The 16297-nt window shown below is 70.2% G+C and carries 14 protein-coding genes and 2 pseudogenes; 12 read left to right on the forward strand and 4 right to left on the reverse strand.

Going from position 1 to position 16297, the window contains the following annotated elements:
• Positions 1 to 26: 26 nt before the first annotated feature.
• The 3 genes from ACSFA5_RS14075 to flgB are packed head-to-tail and all read right to left on the reverse strand — an operon-like array spanning position 27 to position 1615.
• A complete protein-coding gene (locus tag ACSFA5_RS14075; RefSeq protein ID WP_435444651.1) occupies positions 27 to 716 on the reverse strand; it encodes a flagellar hook assembly protein FlgD in 690 nt (229 codons plus the stop codon).
• Positions 717 to 775: 59 nt separating this feature from the next.
• Positions 776 to 1192, reverse strand: a complete 417-nt coding sequence (gene flgC, locus ACSFA5_RS14080; RefSeq protein ID WP_435444652.1) for a flagellar basal body rod protein FlgC — start codon at positions 1190 to 1192, stop codon at positions 776 to 778.
• A gap of 15 nt (positions 1193 to 1207) precedes the next feature.
• Positions 1208 to 1615: a flagellar basal body rod protein FlgB gene (gene flgB, locus ACSFA5_RS14085; RefSeq protein WP_435444653.1), complete on the reverse strand. Its 408-nt coding sequence runs from the start codon at positions 1613 to 1615 to the stop codon at positions 1208 to 1210.
• Positions 1616 to 1835: 220 nt separating this feature from the next.
• Between flgB and flgA the strand changes: the two genes are divergently transcribed.
• The 4 genes from flgA to ACSFA5_RS14105 all read left to right on the forward strand — a co-directional run bounded on the left by flgA (position 1836) and on the right by ACSFA5_RS14105 (position 4336).
• A complete protein-coding gene (gene flgA / locus ACSFA5_RS14090; RefSeq protein ID WP_435444654.1) occupies positions 1836 to 2570 on the forward strand; it encodes a flagellar basal body P-ring formation chaperone FlgA in 735 nt (244 codons plus the stop codon).
• 101 nt (positions 2571 to 2671) lie between these two features.
• Positions 2672 to 3007, forward strand: coding sequence for a flagellar biosynthesis anti-sigma factor FlgM (gene flgM, locus ACSFA5_RS14095; RefSeq protein ID WP_435444655.1), 336 nt, complete (start codon positions 2672 to 2674; stop codon positions 3005 to 3007).
• Positions 3004 to 3462 (forward strand): flagella synthesis protein FlgN, encoded by a 459-nt coding sequence (locus tag ACSFA5_RS14100; RefSeq protein WP_435444656.1) that lies wholly within the window; start codon positions 3004 to 3006, stop codon positions 3460 to 3462. The genes flgM and ACSFA5_RS14100 overlap by 4 nt, the downstream gene beginning before the upstream one ends.
• 28 nt (positions 3463 to 3490) lie before the next feature.
• A complete protein-coding gene (locus ACSFA5_RS14105; RefSeq protein ID WP_435444657.1) occupies positions 3491 to 4336 on the forward strand; it encodes a winged helix-turn-helix domain-containing protein in 846 nt (281 codons plus the stop codon).
• A gap of 342 nt (positions 4337 to 4678) precedes the next feature.
• On the opposite strand, the gene ACSFA5_RS14110 is transcribed toward ACSFA5_RS14105, so the two are convergent.
• Positions 4679 to 4999 (reverse strand): STN domain-containing protein, encoded by a 321-nt coding sequence (locus tag ACSFA5_RS14110; protein ID WP_435444658.1) that lies wholly within the window; start codon positions 4997 to 4999, stop codon positions 4679 to 4681.
• A 246-nt stretch (positions 5000 to 5245) separates the two neighbouring features.
• Here ACSFA5_RS14110 and ACSFA5_RS14115 point away from each other — a divergent pair, with 246 nt between their 5' ends.
• The 8 genes and pseudogenes from ACSFA5_RS14115 to ACSFA5_RS14150 all read left to right on the forward strand — a co-directional run bounded on the left by ACSFA5_RS14115 (position 5246) and on the right by ACSFA5_RS14150 (position 16289).
• On the forward strand, positions 5246 to 5803 hold the full coding sequence (locus ACSFA5_RS14115; protein ID WP_435444659.1) for an RNA polymerase sigma factor: 558 nt from the start codon (positions 5246 to 5248) through the stop codon (positions 5801 to 5803).
• Positions 5800 to 6918 carry a FecR family protein gene (locus ACSFA5_RS14120; protein ID WP_435444660.1) on the forward strand — a complete coding sequence of 373 codons (1119 nt, stop codon included), beginning with the start codon at positions 5800 to 5802 and terminating at the stop codon, positions 6916 to 6918. Before ACSFA5_RS14115 ends, ACSFA5_RS14120 begins: the two co-directional genes overlap by 4 nt.
• 112 nt (positions 6919 to 7030) lie before the next feature.
• On the forward strand, positions 7031 to 9511 hold the full coding sequence (locus ACSFA5_RS14125; RefSeq protein ID WP_435444661.1) for a TonB-dependent receptor: 2481 nt from the start codon (positions 7031 to 7033) through the stop codon (positions 9509 to 9511).
• Position 9512: 1 nt separating this feature from the next.
• Positions 9513 to 10964 carry an MFS transporter gene (locus ACSFA5_RS14130; RefSeq protein WP_435444662.1) on the forward strand — a complete coding sequence of 484 codons (1452 nt, stop codon included), beginning with the start codon at positions 9513 to 9515 and terminating at the stop codon, positions 10962 to 10964.
• Positions 10965 to 11023: 59 nt separating this feature from the next.
• Positions 11024 to 12718, forward strand: a complete 1695-nt coding sequence (locus ACSFA5_RS14135; protein ID WP_435444663.1) for a serine hydrolase domain-containing protein — start codon at positions 11024 to 11026, stop codon at positions 12716 to 12718.
• Positions 12715 to 14163 (forward strand): annotated as a pseudogene (locus ACSFA5_RS14140) (M81 family metallopeptidase); the annotation flags it as partial. The gene ACSFA5_RS14135 and the pseudogene ACSFA5_RS14140, both read left to right, overlap by 4 nt.
• A 147-nt stretch (positions 14164 to 14310) precedes the next feature.
• Positions 14311 to 15099 (forward strand): annotated as a pseudogene (locus ACSFA5_RS14145) (alpha/beta fold hydrolase); the annotation flags it as partial.
• Positions 15096 to 16289, forward strand: a complete 1194-nt coding sequence (locus tag ACSFA5_RS14150) for an alanine racemase (RefSeq protein WP_435444664.1) — start codon at positions 15096 to 15098, stop codon at positions 16287 to 16289. The pseudogene ACSFA5_RS14145 and the gene ACSFA5_RS14150, both read left to right, overlap by 4 nt.
• Positions 16290 to 16297: the final 8 nt, after the last annotated feature.

The raw sequence follows: 16297 nt of genomic DNA on the forward strand, positions 1-16297 counted from the left end.
CGTTTGCGTTGGATGCGGGGGATGACTCAGAGGAACAGGCGCACGTCGGCCAGGCCGATGTTGTTGCCCGAGGACAGTTCGAGCGTGACGCCGTCGGTGCCCTGCTTCACCGCGGCCACCTGCGTGAAGGTGAGCGCGGTGGCTTTCACGGCGGTGCTGCCGTTGGTGGCGTCCACGGTGAAGCGGTAGGCGCCCGCGGCCACCGCGTTGCCCGCGTCGTCCTTGCCGTCCCAGGTGACGGCGTTGACGCCTTCCTTCATGGCGCCGGCATCGATGGTGCGCACCACGTTGCCCGAGGCGTCGAGGATCTTGATTTCCACGTCGGCGGCCGTGCCCGGCAGCTCCACGGCGAAGGCCTGGCTGGCCGGGTCCTTGCCGTCTTCGGGCTTCTTGGTGGTGAGCACGTCGCCCGGCGACAGCACGTTGTAGCCAATGAGCGAGGCCGCCTGCAGCACCTGGTTGGAGCCGGTCTGGTTCACCAGGCCCGACAGGGTGGTGTTGAGCTTCTCGATGCCGGTGACCGTGCTCATCTGCGCCAGCTGCGAGGTGAGCTCGGCGTTCTGCATCGGGTTGAGCGGGTCCTGGTTGTTGAGCTGCGTGACCAGCAGCTTCAGGAAGCGCTGTTCGCTGTCGGCGTTGGAAACGCTGCTGTTGCTGCCGGCTGCGGCGCTGGTGGCGTTCTGCCCGGTGATGGACGAGGTGTCGGAGATGGCCATGGCGTTGTGTGTCTGTGTTGCTTGAAGAGGGGTGGGCGAGCCGGACGGGACGTACGGATTTACTGGCCGAGCGTGAGCGTCTTGACCATCAGCGTCTTGGCGGTGTTGAGCACTTCGACGTTGGCCTGGTAGCTGCGCGAGGCGGAAATCATGTTGGTCATTTCCTCGACCACGTTGACGTTGGGCATGGCCACGTAGCCTTGTGCGTTGGCGTTCGGGCTCTTGGGGTCGAACACCAGCCGGGGCGGCGACGGGTCTTCGATGACGCCCGCGACGCGCACGCCGCCGATGTCCTGCATGCCCGAAGGTGCGACCTCGAACACCACCTGCTTGGCGCGGTACGGCATGCCGTCGGGGCCGGCCACGCTCTCGGCGTTGGCCATGTTGCTGGCGGTCACGTTCATGCGCTGCGACTGCGCGGTCATGGCGGAACCCGCCACGTTGAAGATGTTCATGGATGTGCTGGGAAACGGCATGCGTGGCTCCTGGGCTTAGGGCGCGACCGCCGACAGCATCGACTTGATCTTGGCGTTGAGCACCGTGAGGTTCGACTCGTAGCGCAGCGCGTTGTCCGCGAAGGCGATGCGCTCGACGTCCATCTCGACGGTGTTGCCGTCGATGCTCGACTGGTTGGGGGTGCGGTAGAGCAGGTCCTTGTCGCTCGCCGCCTGCGCCTGGCCTTCGATGTGGCGCGCGGACGTGGTGGCCATCGACATCGACTGCGACGAGCGGCCGCGTTCCACGGCCTCGTTCAGGCGGGCGCTGAAGTCGAAGTCGCGCGCCTTGTAGTTGGGCGTGTCGGCATGGGCGATGTTGGCCGCAATCACCTCCTGGCGTTCCGCCCGGAGGTTGAGGGCCTCGCGGTTGAAGCGAAACGCCGCGTCCAGCTTGTCGATCATGTGTGTTCCATCCGTTGAAGCGTCGCGAATGCGCAAGGCGCGGCGACAGATGGAAAGCGAGTCTATGCATGAGCCGCGTTTGCAATCGTTCGAACAAAGGGGGTTTTCGCCTGCTGCTCGCACCTTCGATCGCCCCGGGAATTTCTAGAATTTCGGGGCGGTGGCTTGTGCTCCCTGTACAGGACGCACCGCATTCCAAGCCCCTATCCAGACGCCTCCGATGACCCTCTTCAAGCTGCGCACCCGCCTGCTGCACACCGTGCTGGCCACACTGCCGGTGGCCTGCTGCCCGGTGTTCGCACTGGCGGCGGAGCCCGCGCAGCAGTCCGCTCAGGATGCGCCGAACCCGGCCGCGGAAGCCGCCATCGCCAGGTACCTGCAGGTGCAGACCGCCGGCCTGCCGGGCAAGGTGACGGTGCGCCTGGAGGGCCACGGCACCGCCGCCCTGCCCGCCTGCGACGCGCCCGAGGTCTTCCTGCCGCCGGGCGCGACGCCCTGGGGCCGGGTGTCGGTGGGCGTGCGCTGCCAGACCGAAAGGCCCTGGACGCGCTTCGTGCAGGCGCACGTGGCGGTGGAAGGCAGTTATTTCGTGGCCGCGCGCGCCATCGAGGCGGGCCGGCCGCTGGGCGCGGGCGACTTCACCGAACGCACGGGCGACCTGTCGCGGCTGCCGCGCTCGGTGATCACCAGTGCCGGCGAACTGAACGGCGTGGTCGCGTCGAACCGCATCGCGCCGGGCGCGCCGCTTCGCAAGGAGCTGGTGCGCGGCGTCACCGTGATCCAGCAGGGCCAGTCGGTCAAGGTGGTGGCGCAGGGCCAGGGTTTCGTGGTCAGCACCGACGCCCGGGCCATGAGCGGCGCGGCAGTGGGCGCCGTGGTGCAGGCCAAGACGCTCGACGGGCGGCTGGTCAGCGGCGTGGCGGACCTGCAGGGGCAGATCCAGCTGGCCCAGTGAGCCGAGCGGCCCCTGAACACTTGCCGTACGCTTTGTTGCAAGCCGCTTCTAAAGTTCTTGCCCGTGCTGCCGATATATGGGTCAGCCCCTGAGGAATCACCTTGAAAATCGATCAACCCGCCCCTTCGGCCACGCCCCTTCCCCGACCGACCGCCACCGGCGCGGCCGGCACGGCTGCCGCCGCAGCCGCCACCGCGGCCACCGCCGCCGCACGCCCCAAGGAAGCGGCGCAGCCCTCCGCGCACGTCCACGCCATGCCCAGCGCCGTGGGCGGCAGCGATTTCGACGCCGCCCGGGTGGCCGCGATCCGCGAGGACATCCGGGCCGGGCGCTACCAGATCCGTCCCGAGCGCATCGCCGACGGCCTGCTGGCCAGCGTGCGCGACCTGCTCGACGCCCCGGTCGAGGGCAAAACCGATCCGAAAGGCCGCGAATGACCGCCTCCCTGCTGACGCACCTGCGCACCGAAGCCGCCAGCATCCAGGAATTCCTGGCCCTGCTCGACCGCGAGGCCAAGGCGATGTCGGACAACGTGTTCGGCGACCTGGCGGAGATCGCCGCACAGAAAACCCGCCTGCTGGACCGCATGGCGGTGCTGGACATCGAGCGCGAGGCGCTGCAGGTGGCACTGGGCTTCGGGCCCGGCCGTGCCGGGGGCGATGCCGCCGCGGCGGCCGACGGCAAGCCCGTGCAGCAGGCCTGGGCCGAGCTGCTGGTGCTGGCCGTGCAGGCCCGCAGCCACAACCTGCGCAACGGCTCGATGGTGTATGCGCACCTCGACTTCACGCAGCAGGCCCTGCATTTCCTGCAGGCCAGCGCGCAACTCTTCTACGGCCCGGACGGCGTTCGCAAGACGCAGCCGGGCGCCGGCACACGCCTCGCGGCGGGCTGAACACCCCGACCCCCAACTCTCACACCCGATGGAAGCTATCGACACGAAGAACGCGCAGGGCTCGCGCCATGTGGCCATGGTGGGCTGCGACGAAGCCCAGACCCAGTGCTGGGGCCACAGGCTGCGCCTGATGGGCTGCACGCCGGTGCGCTTCGACAGCAGCGCCGAGTTCCTGCTGGCCGTGACCCGCGGCAGCCAGTTCGGCCTGCTGCTGGTGGTGCTGAAGGACGAAGGCGCCTGGCCGGTGCTGACCTCGATGTGCAAGGCGCTGCGCCTGCCGATCTTCCTGGTGGCCAATGCGCTGCAGCGCGAGCTGCTGGCCGCGGTGCTGGCGTCGGCCGACCGCGAGCCGAACGGCGCATCCATCGACTTCGCGGTGCTGCCGGTCGACGATTTCGAGGTGGAACTGCGCGTGCGCGAGGCGCTGCGCCGCAACCAGACACTGCTGCATCCGCAGTCGGTGAGCGCGAGCTTCGGCGACTACCAGTTCCTCGGCAGCCGCAAGGTGGTGGTGCACAAGGGCGAGGACATCCGCCTGAAGCCGCGCGAGTTCGAGCTGGCGCTGCTGCTGTTCCGCAACGCGGGACGCCTGCTGGAGCGCGACTGGCTGCTGGCCTCGCTGTGGATGGACGCGCGCATCGAACGCAAGAGCCGCGTGCTCGACTGCTGCGTGGCGAACATCCGGCGCAAGCTGGCGCTGCACAAGCAGAGCGAGTTCATGCTGCATTCGGTGTACGGAAGGGGCTACGAGCTGCGCCACCTGCCGCCGGTGGTGTCGGTGCCGGCCGCCGCCGCGGTGAACGATTCGGGCTTTCCGGCCACGTCGAACGAGCCGAACTGGCGCGTGGAAGAGCCGGCGCTCGCCTGGGCCTGAACGGGGTCGAACCGGCCCGAACCGGCCCGAACCGGCCCGAACCGGATGAAGGAAGGTTGTCCCCGCCGATGGGGGACAACACTGGGGACAACCGTGCGAGGTTCGCGCGGGATCGTTGCCTGGCGTGGCCTGCAACACGGTGCCTGCGAAACGGGCAGCGAGGAAAACCTTCGCCGCCATCGCGCACCGATTTCGAAGAGGGGACGATCGCCGGCTTCGGGGAACCACCCCTGAGGGGCGGGTGCCTGAGCGACCCCTACCAGCGCCAGCTGACCGTCACGGCCAGTATCGGCCGCCAACCTTAAGCCGGGCTGAAGCGCGCCGGCAGGGGAGAGCGGGCTTTCAGGGCTGCTTCCGGTCCGCCGGCGCAATGAGCACCATGGCGCCGTCCTGGCCGCGGCGGATGCGCAGGCGGGTGCCCTCCAGCAGGCGGTCCAGCGCCGCCTCGGGCGCGATCTTTCCCTTGACGCCGCGCGTGGACAGGTCCTTGACATCCTCCACCTTGTAGATGAGCTGCACGCCCGACTGGGCGATGAAAGTGTCGAGCGCGGGCTTGAGCGCGCCGCCGACCACGTCAAACTCGCGGGCCGGCACCGAAGCCGTCCCCGTGGCGGACGACGGCAAGGCCAGCAGGACGCCGCTCAGCGCAAGGGCCATGGCCATGTGCCGCCGGGCTCCGGCGGGGGGGGTGACGCTCTGCCTCCCGATTCGATTCATTTGGATGTGCTTCCCGCGATGTGATTTTTCTTGTGACCCTTGTGAGACGAGCCAGCCCGCGGTTTCCGGTATTTCCGTCGCGCGTTACCGGAAATCCCGTCGGCGTTCGTCTCACTGTCTGTCGCCAATCCCGGCGGCCCGTCGTCATCCCATCCGGCCATTCCCAGGAGCGCTCTTTTGGTTCTCAGTGACTTGGACACCTGGTTCGTCAGCGAAGTGCTGCCGATGGAGGCCGCGCTCACGCGGTTCCTTCGCCGAAACTGGCGGGACGACGCCGAAATACCCGACCTGCGCCAGGACGTTTACGTGCGTATCTATGAATCGGCTGCCAAAGCCCTCCCCGAACTGGTCAAGCCCTTTGTCTTCACCACCGCCCGCAACCTGCTGATCGACCGCGCGCGGCGTGCCCAGATCGTGTCCATCGAAATCATTGCCGACCTGGACGCGCTCGACTTCTCGGCCGACGAACTCACGCCCGAGCGCCACGCCGCGGGCCGCGGCGAGCTGCGGCTGCTGCAGACGGCGCTCGACGCCCTGCCCTCCAAGTGCCGCCGCGTGGTGGAGATGCGCAAGATCGACGGTCTCTCGCAACGCGAGGTGGCCACGCAGCTGGGCATCACCGAAGACACGGTCGAGCGCCAGGTGTCGCGCGGCGTGCGGGCGCTGGCCGACGCCATGCTCGCCAGCGGCGTGCAGCTCGACACCAAGGCCTTCGGCCGGGCACAGAACGACAAGAGGCTCTCGCCATGACCGACGCCGAACGCATCGAATCCGCCGCCGCCGACTGGCTGGCACGCCGCGACGCCGGCCGCTGGGGCGACACCGACCAGCAGCAGCTGGACGCCTGGATCGCCGAGTCGGTCGCGCACCGCATCGCGTGGCTGCGGCTGGCCAGCGCCTGGCAGCGCGCCGACCGGTTGAGCGCCCTGCGCGCGCCGCCGGCCCCGGCGGCGGCGCCAACACCAAGGCCGGCCCCGGCGGCGGCGCCAACGCCAAGGCCGGCCCCGACAGCAGCGCCAACGCCTGCGCCTGCACCTTCGGCCGCGACGATCGCCATTCCGCTGCCCGTGCGCACCCCCGCGTCCGGCCCCTCGCCGCGGCAGGCAGGCGCACGCTGGCTGCCGCGCTTTTCCACGCAGCGCATCGCCGCCGGCATGCTGCTCGCGGCCTGCGCCTGCAGCTGGCTGGGCTGGCGCTATTCGCAAGATTGGCAAGACTGGCAAAGCGAGCACTACGCCACCGCCGTGGGCGCGCGCCAGCAGGTGGCGCTGGCCGACGGCTCGGTGCTCACGCTGAACACCGCCACGCAGCTGCGCACGCTCGTGAACGACAGCGGGCGCAAGGTGTGGCTGGAAGACGGCGAGGCCTACTTCGACATCGCGCACGACAAGAAGCGCCCGTTCGTGGTGATCGCGGGCGAACGCCGCATCACCGTGCTGGGCACGCGCTTCGTGGTCAGGCGCCAGGGCGACCAGGTGAACGTGGTGGTGGAGGAAGGCCGCGTGCAGATCGCGTCCGCACAGGCTGCAGAGGGTGTCGCGCCCACGGTGCTCGTGCGCAACCAGGCGGCCGTGGCCAGCGCGGGCAACGTGCTGGTGATGCCCAAGGCCCCCAAGCAGATCGACGACGAGCTCAGCTGGCGCCAGGGCAAGCTGGTGTTCGACCAGACCACGCTGGGCGACGCGGCCATCCAGTTCAACCGCTACAACACGCGCAAGCTCGTCATCGCCGATGCGGCCGTCGCGCGCATCCGCATCGGCGGCAGTTTCGATGCGAACAACATGGGCGGCTTCGTGGCGTTGCTCAAGCAGGGCTTCGGCCTGGCGGTACAGGACAGCGGCAACGAAACAAGAATTTCGAACTAGCTTATTACCGGAATGTGACGGGGCATTCGTCTCAGTGGGTACCCCAACAAATACCACGCTGTAGATCATGAATCGAATCGAGCAAAGCGCTACCCTGCCTTCCGTGCCGTCCGTGAAGAAAAGCAAACGGGTGGCCCTGCGCCCCTGGGTCATCGCGGGGTCATGCGCGCTGATCGGCGGGCTGTCCGCGCAGGCCCAGGCGCAGGGCCCGGGCCAGGTGCAGGCACAGCAGGCCTTCGACATCGCCGGTGGCGACCTGAAGAGCGCACTGGACACCTATGTCGCCCAGGGCGGCGTGCAGCTGATCTACAAGGTGGACGACGTGAAGGGCCTGGCCACGCGCGGCGTGAAGGGCGCGCTGTCGCCGCAGGAGGCGCTCGCGCGCATCCTCGACGGCACGCCGCTCGTCACGCGCCGCGGCGACGACGGTGCCGTCGTGGTCTACACGGCCGCGCCCGCGGTGGCCGCGAGGCAAACGACCGAAGAGCCGCAATCGCTCGACAGCGTCACCGTGACGGCCACGCGCCGCCGCGAGCCGGTGCGCGAAATTCCGATGCAGGTCAACGTGATGAAGGCCGAGACGCTGGAGCGCGCGGGTGCGAAGAACCTGGCCGACTACATCGCCGAGCAGCCGGGCGTGAACCTCACGAGCAGCGGCAGCGTGGGCGGCGTGCTCACCATGCGCGGGCTCACCACAGGTCCGGTGCAGGGCATCGCGACCGTGGGCGTGTATGTGGACGACGTGGCCACCGGCCTGAGCTCGGCCGGCGCGCTGGGCGGCTTCACGCCGCTGGACATGGGCATGCTCGACCTGAACCACATCGAGGTGCTGCGCGGGCCGCAGGGCACGCTGTACGGCGCGGGCGCCATGAGCGGCGTGCTCAAGTACGTGACCAACCAGCCCGACACCATGGAGTTCGCGGGCTCGGTGAAGTTCGGCACCTCGTGGACCCAGGGCGGCGGCCCGGGCTTCACGACCGGCGCGGTGCTCAACGTGCCGATCAAGGAGGACGTGGCGGCCGTGCGCATCGCCGCCTTCACCGATCAGCTCGGCGGCAGCTACGACGCCTCGGGTCCGGGCTGGGGCAAGAACATCGACCGCGGCCACACCGACGGCGGCCGGGTGTCGCTGCTGCTGACGCCCACGCGCGAACTCACGGTGCGCCTCACGGGCACCGTGCAGGACGTGAAACGCAAGGGCCTGGGCTACGAGGACATCGACAGGCGCACGCTGCGCCCGTGGGGACTCGAGCGCACGCGCCAGCTGTCGCAGGGCGAGCCGTACAGCAACAAGACGCAGCTGTTCGGCCTGGACGTGGAATACGACTTCGGCTGGGCGCGGCTGAACTCGATCACCTCCGCGCAGGACACCAAGATCGCCAGCACCGTCGACCTCACCGGCCTCTACGGGCCGGCGCTGAGCGCGATGCGCCTGTCGGCGGCCTCGGTGCCGTTGAGCAGCACCGTGGAGCAGCACCGCGTCAGCCAGGAGTTTCGCCTGACCTCGCGCTCGGGCACCACCGTGGAATGGCTGGCCGGCATCTACCTGAACCGCGAACGCGGCAGCAACGACGGAAACCTCAGCGCCAACCTGAACGGCGGACTGGGCAACAGGAGCTTCCTGACGTCGACCCAGTTCTCACGCTATCGCGAGGAGGCCGCCTATGGCGACGTCACCTGGAACGTGACGCCCGCGCTGTCGTTCACCGGCGGCGTGCGGCTGGCGCGCAACAACCAGAGCTACGGCAGCCGCCAGAGCGGCAGCCTGATCGGCCCGGTCGATGCCAACGCCAGCGGCACCTCGTCGGAAAGCCCGACCACCTACCTTGCCGCGGCCAAGTACACGCTGACGGACACCAGCACCATGTACTTCCGCGCGGCCAGCGGCTACCGCCCCGGCGGCCCCAACGTGCTGAAGGCCGACACCGACCGCCGGATCGTGCAGCCGATGTACAGGTCCGACTCGCTGTGGAGCTACGAGCTCGGCTACAAGGCCGACCTGCTGGACCGCACGCTGTCGCTGGAGGCCGCGCTCTACGACATCGAATGGCGCGACGTGCAGCAGCCCACACGCAGCGGCGGCTTTGTCTTCGTCACCAACGCGGGCGCCGCGCGCATCAAGGGCGGCGAACTCACGCTCAACTGGAAGCCCAGCAAGGAATGGCGCTTCACCGGCAACGCCGCGCTCATCGATGCGCGCCTGACCGAAGACGCGAAGGGCCTGGACGCCAGGGCCGGCACGCGGCTGCCGCAGACGCCGCGCTTCGCGACCACGCTGGGGGTGACGCGCAATTTCAGCATTGCCGAGCACCCGGCCTACTTCGGCGTGAGCGCGCGCTACACCGGCAAGCGCGATGCGGGCTACGCCGGCAGCGCGGTCATTCCGAGCATCAAGATGCCGGCCTACACGGTGGTCGACCTGCAGGCGGGCATCGAGTTCAAGCGCTTCAGCCTGGCGGCCTATGTGCGCAACCTGGCCAACAAGCGCGGCATCGTGTCGATCGACACCGGCCTGTCGGCGAACCCGAACCTGGTGCAGGCGGCGCTCGCGCCTTCGCGCACCGTCGGCATGACCGTCAACGTGCCGTTCTGAGATGTCCAGCCTCACTCCGCTGGCGGCCGCAGTGCCGCCGGACGCGACGCGGCCCGCAGCACACGACACGACACGAAAAGCACCGCCCAGCGCCTGGTACGCGCTGGCGGTGCTGGTCATCGCGACGGTGCTGGGCTCCATCGACAAGGTCATTCTCACGTTGCTGACGGAGCCGATGCGCATCACGCTGTCGCTCTCCGACACGCAGCTCGGGCTGCTGCAGGGCGCGGGCATCGTGCTGTTCACCGGCATCGCCACGCTGCCCCTGGGCTGGCTGAGCGACCGCTACGACCGGCGCGTGGTGCTGGCGGCCTGCGTGCTGCTGTGGAGCGCCGCCACTGCCATGCGCGGCACCGCCATGGACTACGGCGTGCTGTTCATCGCCTCCATCGGCCTGGGCGTGGGCGAAGCCGGCCTCACGCCCATCACCAACAGCATGATCCCCGACCTGTTCCCGCGCGCGCAGCGGGTGCTGGCCAATGCGGTGTTCGCGCTGTCGGCCATCTTCGGCAGTGCGCTGGGCGCCTTGCTGGGCGGCACCGTGGTGCACCTGACGGACGACCTGCGGCACTGGCTGCCGGCGTCGATGCAGCAGCTGGAGGCATGGCGGCTGACCTTCTTCGTGATGGCGTCCGCGGGCATTCCCGTGGCGTTGCTGGTGCTGTCGATACGGCGCACGCGGCGAACCGGGATGCCGCCGGCCGCGGCGCGCGCGAAGGCAGCCGCCGATGTGCACGCCGGCGACACGCCCTCGGGTTTCGCACCGCTCGCGACGCTGTCCGGCATGCCCGACTCGCCCGACAGCATCAGCTTTCGCGATCACCTGCGCCAGCACTGGCGCACCTTCGCGGGCCTGGTGACCGGCGTGGGCCTGGCGAGCGTCGGCATGAGCTCGATCGGCACCTGGCTGCCGATCATGGCGGCGCGCCAGTACGGCGTCACGCCGGCACAGATGGGGCAAGGCATGGGCATTGCCTTTCTGTGCGGCACGGTGGCCGGCGGGCTGCTGGGCGTGCTGGCGATGCGCTTCGCGCAGCCCCGCATGGGACCGGCCGCCGCGCTGCGCATCATCATGCTGGGCAACCTCACGGCGGCACTGTTGTCCACGCTGCTGCTCTTCACGCGCTCGGCGACCGACGCCTTCACGTTGCTGGCCCTGCTGGTGGTGCCGCTCATCGGGGGCGCGGTGCTGCTGCCCAACGTGCTGCAGGACGCCGCGCCGCCGCACCTGCGCGCCCGCACCATCGCATTGCTCTCCGTGGCCGGCCTGCCGTTCGGCGTGCTGGGGCCGCTGGTGGTCGGCATGCTGTCAGACACGCTCAAGTCCATGCCCAACGGGCTGGCGATGGCCATCGTTGCCACGACGCTCATCGGCGGCGTCATGGGCGCCATGGTGCTGCGCGCCACCGAGGGGCCGTTCGTGCGCCTGATGCGCGCGGCACGGCCGACCTGAGCCCGCAATGATTCTTCCCCGCTTCCTTCACACCTCACACCCTGTCGTTGTCCTGTTCAATGTCACAACCAACCTCGCCTTCCCTTTCCGACACCCCCGAGTCGCCCGCTGCCGCACAGGCCGCCGCGCTGGCCGCCATCGACGCACTGGTGGCGCCCTTCAACCGCGGCGACGCACCCGGCATGGTGATGGGCATCGCGCGCCACGGCCGCCTGCTGTACCGGCGCGCCGTCGGCATGGCGAGCCTGGAGATGGGCGTGGCCAACACGCCCGCCACGCGCATGCGCATCGCCTCCACCAGCAAGCACTTCACGGCCATGGCCGTGCTGCTGCTGGCCGAGGACGGCCTGCTCGGCGTGGACGACGCGGTGCGCAAGCACCTGCCCGAGCTGCCGCAGCTGAGCGCCGACGGACCCACGCTGCGCCACCTGCTGACGCACACCAGCGGCTGGCGCGGCCATGACGAGCTGTGGGCCATTGCGCACGGCCTCACCTTCACCCGGCCGGGCCCGGGGCTGCCGGCCATGGCGCGCCAGAGCGAGCTGAACTTCGAGCCCGGCACGCACATGGTCTACAGCAACGGCGGCTACTTCCTGCTGGCGAAGATCGTCGAGCGCGTGAGCGGCCTGAGCTACGACGATTTCCTGAAGACGCGCCTGTTCGGGCCGCTGGGCATGCCCGACACCGCCTCGGTGGCGACCGACCTCGACGTGGTGCCCGGCCTGGCCGGCCTGTACATGCCCGCGCCCGGCGGTGGCTGGCAACGCGGCGTGTACCCGTGCGAGCTCGACGGCGGCGGCTCGCTGGTGTCGACGGTGGACGACATGCTGCGCTGGCAGGCGCACATGCGCGCCGGCGAGAAGACCGTGGGCAGCGCGACAAGCTGGGCCCTGCTGTCCGAGCCCACCACGCTGTCTTCGGGCTCGACGGTGCGCTACGGCTTCGGGCTGGCGCGCCACCCGTACCGCGGCGTGGAGATCGTCCATCACGCGGGTGCGGTGCTCGGCGCGCAGTCGCAGATGCTCAGCGTGCCAGCCCACGGGCTGGACATCATCGTGATGGTGAACGGCGCCGCGGTGGCCCCGTCGACGCTGGCGCTCAAGGTGGTCGAGCTGCTGCTGGGCGATGCGCTGCAGCCGCCCGAGGTGCGCCCCCTGGCCAGCGCCTTCCCCGCGCTGGTCGGGCAGAACTACCACGACCGCTCGACCGGCAGCGTGCTCGGCTTCGCCGACGTGGCGGGCAAGCTGGGCATGTCGTGGCAGGCCGGCGGCGCCAGGGCGATGCACCAGGGCGACGGCAAGCTGTGGCTGGGCCTGCAGGACCTGCCGGTGAACGACCTTGTGCTGGACGCCGGCGACATCGATCCACAGCGCGCGCCCGACACGCTGGTGCTGCACGAAGGCGGCCAGCCGCGCCGCTTCGAGCGCCTGGGCGAAGCGGTGCCCGACGCCGCGTCGCTGGCCGCGCAGCTGTGCGGCGACTACACCAGCGCCGACCTCGACGCCACCGCGCAGGTGGCGCTGGCCGACGGCACGCTGCTGCTCACGGTGCAGGGCCGCCACGGCCAGCACGTGTGCGCGCTGACCGCGCTGTCGGCCGACCTGATGACGCTCGCCTCCACCGATCCGGTGCTGGCGCAGATGGGCGCATCGGTCCTCAACGTGGAGCGCGAGGCGGGCCGGGTCGTGGGACTGCGGCTGAGCACCCTGCGCACCCGAAACATCTACCTTGCCCGCCAGGAGCCACGCGCATGAAGTTCTTCACCGCCCTTTTCGCCACCGAAACCAACACCTTCGTCTCGGCCCCCACCGGCCTGGGCTGCTACGACGCGTACGGCATCTTCCGCGGCGACGCCAGCACGCGCGACGCGACCGGCTACGGCATGTTCGCGGTCGAAGTGCGCAAGCAACTGGCCGCCGAGGGCCACGAGACGGTCGAGAGCCTGCTGGCCTTCGCGCAGCCGCTGGGGCGCACCGTGCGCTCGGTGTACGAGAGCCTGCGCGACGAGATCCTGGCCGACCTGCGCAAGGCCGGCCCGGTGGACGGGGTGATCCTCGTGCTGCACGGCGCGATGGTGGCCGAGGGCCTGGACGACTGCGAGGGCGACTTGATTGCCCGCGTGCGCGCCATCGTCGGGCCGAAGGTGACCATCGGCGTGTCGCTCGACCTGCACTGCCACTTCACGCAGAAGATGCTGACCGAGTCGGACGTGATCATTTGCTACAAGGAATATCCGCACACCGACGCACTGATCCGCCTGCGCGAGTTGATTCGCATCGTGGTCGACACCGCGCAAGGCCGCGTGCAGCCGGTAACGGCCGTGCACGACTGCCGCATGGTCGGCAAGTGGCACACCACGCGCGAACCCATGGCCGGCTTCGTGCGCCGCATGGAAGCCTGCGAGAAGCTGCCCGGCGTGCTGTCGGTGTCGCTGGGACACGGCTTTCCGTGGGCCGACGTGCCCGAGTCCGGCGCCAAGCTGTGGGTGGTGACGGACAACGACCCCGCGCTGGCCGCGAAGCTGGCCGACGAACTGGGCCGCGAGTTCTGGGACCTGCGCCACCAGACCGGCGTGCCCTCGCTGTCGATCGACGACATGCTGGCGCAGGCCATGGCCACGCCCGGCGGCCCGGTGGTGGTTGCCGACACGGCCGACAACGCCGGCGGCGGCGCCACCAGCGACAGCACCTTCGTGCTGCGCGCCATCGTCGAGCGCGGCATCGCCGACGTGGCCTTCGGCGGCGTCTGGGACCTGGGCGCGGTGCAGCTGTGCCGCGACGCGGGCGTGGGCGCCAGTTTCGACCTGCGCCTGGGCGGCAAGTGCGGCCCGGCCTCGGGCGACCCGATCGACCTGCACGTGACCGTCAGGGGCGTGCACGACGCGCATTCGCAAGGCGGCCTGGAGGCCGGCCTGCGCACATCCATGGGCCCGTGCGTGTGGGTGCAGGCAGCCCACGGCGTGGACATCGTGCTCATCAGCAAGCGCAACCAGGTGATGTCGCCCGACCTGTTCACCGGCCTGGGCATCGACCTGGCAGGCAAGAAGCTGATCGTGGTGAAGTCGGCACAGCACTTCCATGCGCAGTTCGGGCCCATCGCCAGGTCGGTGCTCTATGTGTCGACCCCGGCGGCGCTGAGCACCGACTTCGCCAACCTGCCCTACCGCGTGCGTGACCTGGACTACTGGCCGCGCGTGGAGGAACCGAAGCGCCGCGCGGCGCAGGTGGGCAAGCCCTGGAAGATCGCCGTACCGGGCGAGCTGTACGACATCGGCGGACTCGCCATGCACCTGCAGCGCAGCGGCCCCGCGCCTGGCGGGCCGCTGCAGCCCACGCTGGTGATCGAGGCCGGCGGCGGTTGCGCGTCGCCGATCTACGGACGGCTGCAACAACTGCTGTCGGCGAAGTACCCGGTGGTCAGCTACGACCGCGCCGGCATGGGCTGGAGCGAGGCCGACCCCGCGCCCTTCGACGGACACCGCAATGCGCAGCGCCTGCACGCGCTGCTGACGGCGGCCGGCGTGACGGGGCCGATCGTGCTCTTGGGCCACTCGCTCGGCGGCCTGCTGAACCGCATCTACACGGGCCTGTACCCCGAGCAGGTGGTGGGGCTGGTGATGCTCGATGCCAGCCACCCGGACCAGTGCGAACTGTTCAGGCAGCCGCTACCGCAGGCGCACCTGGATGCGGAGCGCGCGAAGCGCAGCGCCTTCCAGGCCGGCGGTTCGCCGCCGCCGGAGATGGCGCCGATCGAGGCGATGTTCGCGGACATGCCCGAGGTCGTGCGGCAGCTGAAGGCAAGCTACACGCCCGAGTCCATCGACACGATGGTGTCGGAGCACGCGGGCCTGCCGCTCGTCGCGCAGCAGGCCGCGGCATCGCCCGACCTGGGCGCACGCCCGGTCGCGGTGCTGTGGGCGGCGCAGGACAAGTTGCCGGCCGGTGCCGAAGACGCCACCGAGGTCCAGCGGCGCTGGCCGGAGTACCAGCAAGACCATGCGGCGCTGTCGACGCGCGGCCGCGTGCAGCTGGTGGAGGGCTCCGCGCACATGACGCTGGTGCTGTTGCCGCCCTTCGTGCAGCAGATCGCGCAAGCGGTCGACCTGATGATGGCGGAGCTCGGATGGGCGCGATGACGCAACTCGGCCGCACGGCGCTGGCCGAACTCGCCACCCCCGCGCTGCTGCTCGACGCCACGGTGCTCGAGCGCAACTGCGAGGCGATGGCGCAGCGCGCGGCGCGCCACGGCGTGGCGCTGCGCCCGCACCTGAAGACCTCCAAGTCGGCGGACGTGGCGCGCCTGGCCACCCGCGGGCACAGCGGCGCCATCACGGTGTCGACCGTGGCCGAGGCGGACTACTTCGCCAGCCACGGCTTCCTGGACATCACCTACGCGGTGGGCATCTGCGCGGACAAGATCGATGCGCTGCACCGAGTGCAGCGCACGCACGGCGCGCGTGTGACCTTGCTGGCCGACCGCGTCGAGGCGGTGCGGGACACGGCCGCGCGTGCGCGCGCGCTGGGCGCGAAGTTCGCGCTGCTGATCGAGATCGACACCGGCGGCGGGCGCGGCGGCGTCGCGCCCGGCGACGAGGCACTGCTGGCCGTCGCGCGCGAAGTGCAAGGCAGCGGCTCGCTGCAACTGGCCGGCGTGCTCACGCATGCGGGCCACAGCTACCACGCCGCCGGGCTGGCCGCGATCCGCGGCATTGCCGAGGCCGAGCGGGCCGGCGCGGTGCATGCGGCAGCGCGCCTGCGCGCGGCCGGCTTCGAGGTGAACGTGGTCAGCGTGGGCGCCACGCCGACGGCGGTGTGCGCCGAGCGGCTCGACGGCGTCACCGAGATGCGCCCCGGCGTCTACACCTTCTTCGACCTCGACCAGGCCGCGCGCGGCATCTGCCGCATCGAGGACATCGCGCTGTCGGTGCTGGCCACGGTGATCGGCCACAACCCGCGCTCACGCCGGGTGCTGATCGACGCGGGTGCGCTCGCGCTGTCGAAGGACGCATCGGGCGCGGAGTTTCGCGAAGGCCTGGGCTTCGGGCTGGTGTGCCATGTCGAAGGCACCACGCCGCTGGCCGGACTGCGCGTGGCCGAGCTGCACCAGGAGCACGGCCTGGTGGCCTGCGAAGGCGATGGCGAGGCGGCCGTGCAGGCCCTGTTCGACGCACTGCCGCTGGGCAGCCGCGTGCGCATCCTGCCGCACCACGCCTGCATGACGGCCGCGCCCTACGACCGCTACCACGTGGTGCGCGGCGACGGTGCCGGCGTGCATGCGGTGTGGGGCAAGGCCCAGGGTTGGCATGCGGCCAAGCCCGCGGCCTGAACCGAGTC

Origin of the sequence: Variovorax monticola (genome assembly GCF_051216855.1) — a bacterium.
GTDB lineage: Bacteria > Pseudomonadota > Gammaproteobacteria > Burkholderiales > Burkholderiaceae_C > Variovorax.